Here is a 4984-nt window from a genome sequence, read left to right on the forward strand (position 1 = left end):
TGCGCATGATCTGATATTCCTTGTCGGTCAGCGTCAGCGCCGGCGCGACGGTGATGGAGTCGCCGGTGTGGACCCCCATCGGATCGACATTCTCGATCGAGCAGATGATGATGGCATTGTCGGCGCGATCGCGCACCACCTCCATCTCATATTCCTTCCAGCCGAGCAGCGATTCCTCGATCAGCACCTCTGTGGTCGGGCTGGCATCGAGTCCCTTACGGACGATCTCCAGGAACTCCTCGCGATTGTAGGCGACGCCGCCGCCGGTGCCGCCCAAGGTGAAGCTGGGGCGGATGATCGCGGGCAGGCCCACTTTCTCCAGCCCGTCCAGCGCCTCCGCCTCGGTGTGCGCGATGTGGCTTCGTGCCGACTCGAGCCCGATCTTGTCCATCGCCTGGCGGAACTTGAGCCGGTCCTCCGCCTTGTCGATCGCCTCGGCATCCGCGCCGATCATGGTGACGCCGTACTTTTCCAGCGTGCCGTCGCGGAACAGCGCCAGCGCGGTATTGAGCGCGGTCTGCCCGCCCATTGTCGGCAGCACAGCATCGGGACGTTCCGCCTCGATGATTTTGGCGACCACCTCGGGCGTAATCGGCTCCACATAGGTCGCATCGGCCAGCTCGGGATCGGTCATGATCGTCGCCGGATTCGAATTGACCAGGACGATGCGATAGCCCTCCTCCTTGAGCGCCTTGATCGCCTGCGTGCCCGAATAATCGAACTCGCACGCCTGGCCGATCACGATCGGCCCGGCGCCGATGATGAGGATGGAGGAGATGTCGGTGCGTTTGGGCATGATGGTTCCCAATGAAATGTCTGTCTTACTGATCGGAGACTAATGCTCGGCGCTACGCGTGCCGCTCGCATGGTTGCCGATTCAATCTGGGTAAGTTTTTGTTGCTGGGCATCTTTCGAAACTGGGCTTCGTAGTTACCGCGGCGCCGACCTGAACCTTTTCGGGCGCCAATGCTAAACCTTCCCGACATCAGGAGATGGCCATGCCGAATGTATCGCGCGCGCGCACCGAGCGCCGCCCACAGGACGATGTGCTCGACTTCGATATCACCCAGGGTGCAGTCAGCACGAACCTGGGCACCGGCCAGGACCGCGTGCGCGTCAGCGGTGACGGCTTCAGCCAGGTGCGCCTGACCTTCACCAGCGCCGAGGTCGGCAACCGCTCGGCACGCGATAGCGAAACGATGGCGAATCAGGACGGCGGGCTGGCGGTTCGCGCGCAGATCGAGAGCGCGGACGGATCGCTCACCGGGCCGGTCAGCCGGTTCGACGATGAAGGGATCACCTTTGTCGCAACGGGCGACTTTACCTTCGACGTGCGCGACCTCGTGAGCGGCGTCGGACGCGGCGACCACTTTACTCTGGTCCAGCTCGGCACGCAGGGTGCGAACCGGTACGCCGGCACAGCGGCTGCGGCCTATATCAACGCTGGAATGGGCGATGACCTGGTCAATGGCGGCGGCGGTGACGACGTCCTGGTCGGCGGCGCAGGTGCGGACGTGCTTCGTGGCGGGGCCGGCAATGACGGCTTCATCGGCGGCGCGGACGACGATCGTATCTTCGGCGGCCGCGGCGACGACACCGTGAGCGTCGACGTGGCAACCGCAGGCGCGGACCGGGTGAATCTGGGCCAGGGCATGGACATCGTGACCGTGACCAACACCGGGCTGGTCCAGGAAGTTCGCCTGACCTTCACCAGCGCCGAGGTGGGCAATGGCAGCAGCCGTGATGCCGGCACCATGGCCAACCAGGACGGCGGCCTGGCCGTGCGCATGCAGTCCGAAGGCATCCTGGACGTGCTGACCGGACCGGTCGGCCGCTATGATGACGAAGGCATCACCTTTGTCGCCTCGGGCGGCGTCCAGTTCGACGTCCGCGACTTGGTGAGCGGCACCCAGCGCGGCAACATGTTCGACATCGTCTCGCTGGGCACCAGCGGGAACGACACCGTCGATGGAGCCAACCAGCCGCGAGACTATTACGTCAACGGCGGCGCCGGCAACGACGCCATCAACACCGGCTCCGACGCGGACTTCCTGGTCGGCGGCGTAGGCGATGACGTGCTGAGCGGCGCGCGGGGCGACGACCAACTGCTCGGCGGCACCGGTGCCGACACCTTCGTGATCGGCAAGCACGCGGGTGACGACTCGATCCTCGACTTCGTCTCCGGCACCGACACGATCGACCTGACGCGCCTGAACGTGAACTTCCGCGACCTGACGATCGAGCAGACCGGCGGCAATACCACGATCGGCGTGGACGTGTTCGGCGACGATGCGGCGGAGATCACCATCACGCTCACCGGCGTCGAGCAGGTGGTCGCGGGCGACTTCGCCTTCTGACCGGCACCGCCCGCGGGGTGCGATCCCGCGGGCGACCGGAAGGGTCGAGCCGGACGGGGTCAACGCCGCAGAGATCCCACGAACCGCTGGAACAGGTACAGGCTGTCCTGCGGCCCCGGGCTCGCCTCTGGATGATATTGAACGCTGAAGACCGGACGGTCGGCCAGCTCTAGACCCGCGTTGGAGCCGTCGAACAGCGAGACGTGCGTCTCGCGCGCATTGGCCGGCAGCGACTCGCGCTCCACCGCGAAGCCGTGGTTCATGCTGGTGATCTCGACCGCGCCATCGCTTAGCCGCTTCACAGGATGATTGGCACCGCGATGCCCCTGGAACATCTTGGTCGTGCGCCCGCCGATCGCGAGGCCGAGCAGCTGGTGCCCCAGGCAAATGCCGAACAGCGGCCTGTCCGTGCCGAGCAGCTGCTGGATGACCGGCACCGCATAAACGCCGGTGGCGGCGGGATCGCCGGGGCCGTTGGAGAGGAAGATGCCGTCCGGCTCCAGCGCCATGATCTCGTCGAACGTCGCCTCCGCCGGCACTACGCTGACCTTCGCCCCCGCTTTCACAAGGTTGCGGAAGATATTGAACTTGCTGCCATAGTCGACTGCGACGACATGCGGTCGTTCGCCGGCTTCCACAGCCTCATAGCCGAAGCCCAGCCGCCACACGCCGCCTTCCCAACTGCTGTGGGTCTCGCGCGTCACCGTCTTGGCGAGATCCATGCCCTCCAGTCCCGGCCAGCCTTTCGCCATGGCAAGCAGCACGTCGAGGTCGAACTCCCCCGCTGCAGAATGCGCGATCACGCCATTGGGCGCGCCGCCCGTGCGGACGCGGCGGGTGAGCGCGCGGGTGTCGATGCCGGCGAGGCCGATGCGCGCATGGTGATGCATCCAGCCGTCCAGATTCTCCATGGCGCGGAAGTTGGACGGTGCGGTCGGGTCCTCGCGCACGATCATGCCCAGCGCATGAGGCGCGTCCGCCTCGACATCGTCGGGATTGACGCCGACATTGCCGATGTGCGGGAAGGTGAAGGTGATGATCTGCCCCGCGAAGGACGGATCGGTCATGATCTCCTGATAGCCGGTCATCGCGGTGTGGAAGCACACCTCGCCCACCGCCTCGCCTTCCGCCCCGAATCCGCGGCCCCAGGCGACCTCGCCACTGGCGAGAACGAGCACGCCGGTGGCCCCGGCGGGTTTGGGCGCGTGAAATGGCGTGGCGTCGGCCATGGTCGGCGGGCACTCCTCAAGGATCGGCGATGTCGCTAAGCCCCGCCCGCTAGGCTTCCACATCGGAGCGGTCAATGCTTCTAATCTCCCCCAAACGGCTCTAGATAGCGCCGATCAGGAGCAACTATCTGAAATGATACGAGACGATATCAAGGCCGCACAGATTGCGGCGATGAAGGCGGGCGACAAGGACGCGCGCGCCGCGATCGGGCTGATTCAGGCCGCGATCAAGAACCGCGACATCGAGGTGCGCACCGGCGGCGCGCCCGCCGACGACGATACCCTGGTGGTCGAGGTCCTCCAGAAGATGGTCAAGCAGCGCCGCGAATCGGTGGCCATGTACCGCCAGGGCGGGCGCGAGGAGCTGGCAGCCGCCGAGGAAGGCGAGATCGCGGTGATCGAGCGCTTCCTGCCGCAGCAGATGGGCGAGGACGAGACCCGCACCGCGATCGAGGCGATCAAGGCCGAACTGGGCGCGACCGGCATGAAGGACATGGGCCGGGTGATGGCCGAGCTGAAGGCGCGCCACGCCGCCAGCCTGGACATGAGCAAGGCCAGCGGCCTGGTGAAGGCGGCCCTCTCTTGAACCCGGGGTTCACGGGCGAGACGGTGCCCGTACAGTTCGAGGGCGTCACCTTCCAGGTCGACGCCTCGGCGCCCGAGCGACCGGCATGGTTCGTGCTGGGCGTGCGCAAGTCCGGCAGCTCGATGTTCAACCGCGCGGTCAAGCTGCTCGCCAAGTTCAACGCGGTGAACTGGGTCGACATCGCCGGCGACCTGTTCGAGAACAACGTGCCCGCGCCGCGCTGGTCGCCGCTCACTCCGCCCGAGGGGCTGATCGTCGGCGGCAATTGCTATGGCGGCTTCCGCGACCTGCCTGGCGGGCTTACCCGCGACGCCGTGTTCCAGGCCGCGCGCAAGGTGCTTCTGGTGCGCGATCCGCGCGATGCGATCGTGAGCGAATATTTCTCCACTCGCGGCACCCATTCGCTGCCCAAGTTTTCCGGCGAGGGCGATGATGGCGCGCGCGAGGACCTGCTGCGTCGGCGCGAAGCGCTCCAGCAGGTGACCGTCGAGGATTTCGCCCGCCGCGAAGGCCAGCGCATGGCCGAAACGGTGGAGCGCTACATCCCGCTGATCGGCGACCCCCGGCTGCTGGTGCTGAAATACGAGGACGTGATCTTCGACAAGGCGAGGATGGTCCGCAACGTCGCCACCCACTTCGGCTGGAAGGTGGGCCAGGGGCAGGTGGACGCGATCCTCAAGTGGATCGACGTGATGCCCGAGCAGGAGAACCCGGATGCGTTCATCCGCAAGGTGACGCCGGGCGACCATCTGGAAAAGCTGTCGGCCGGGACGATCGCGGAGCTGGACCGGGTGCTGGCACGCGCGAGATCG

Annotated in this window: 4 protein-coding genes and 1 pseudogene; 3 read left to right on the forward strand and 2 right to left on the reverse strand. The window is 66.2% G+C overall.

Going from position 1 to position 4984, the window contains the following annotated elements:
• Nucleotides 1-796 (reverse strand): annotated as a pseudogene (locus ACFDTH_RS17340) (carbamoyl phosphate synthase large subunit); the annotation flags it as partial.
• 202 nt (nucleotides 797-998) lie between these two features.
• Between ACFDTH_RS17340 and ACFDTH_RS17345 the strand changes: the two are divergent.
• Nucleotides 999-2357, forward strand: coding sequence for a calcium-binding protein (locus ACFDTH_RS17345; RefSeq protein WP_375288805.1), 1359 nt, complete (start codon nucleotides 999-1001; stop codon nucleotides 2355-2357).
• 59 nt (nucleotides 2358-2416) lie between these two features.
• Here the strand turns inward: ACFDTH_RS17345 and carA are convergent, their stop codons facing one another.
• Entirely contained in the window at nucleotides 2417-3586 is a 1170-nt protein-coding gene (carA, locus tag ACFDTH_RS17350) for a glutamine-hydrolyzing carbamoyl-phosphate synthase small subunit (RefSeq protein ID WP_375288806.1), read from the reverse strand.
• Nucleotides 3587-3719: 133 nt separating this feature from the next.
• Here carA and ACFDTH_RS17355 point away from each other — a divergent pair, with 133 nt between their 5' ends.
• Entirely contained in the window at nucleotides 3720-4172 is a 453-nt protein-coding gene (locus tag ACFDTH_RS17355; RefSeq protein ID WP_375288807.1) for a GatB/YqeY domain-containing protein, read from the forward strand.
• The coding region (locus ACFDTH_RS17360) for a sulfotransferase domain-containing protein (protein ID WP_375288808.1) at nucleotides 4169-4984 on the forward strand (816 nt) is incomplete at its 3' end. The genes ACFDTH_RS17355 and ACFDTH_RS17360, both read left to right, overlap by 4 nt.

It is taken from the genome of Sphingomonas sp., assembly GCF_042096255.1.
Classification (GTDB): domain Bacteria; phylum Pseudomonadota; class Alphaproteobacteria; order Sphingomonadales; family Sphingomonadaceae; genus Sphingomonas.

What these genes read in the sequence shown, in the direction of transcription:
- carA (WP_375288806.1), bottom strand. Translation starts at nt 3,586, where the DNA reads ATGGCCGACGCCACGCCATTTCACGCGCCCAAACCCGCCGGGGCCACC.
- ACFDTH_RS17345 (WP_375288805.1), top strand. Translation starts at nt 999, where the DNA reads ATGCCGAATGTATCGCGCGCGCGCACCGAGCGCCGCCCACAGGACGAT.
- ACFDTH_RS17355 (WP_375288807.1), top strand. Translation starts at nt 3,720, where the DNA reads ATGATACGAGACGATATCAAGGCCGCACAGATTGCGGCGATGAAGGCG.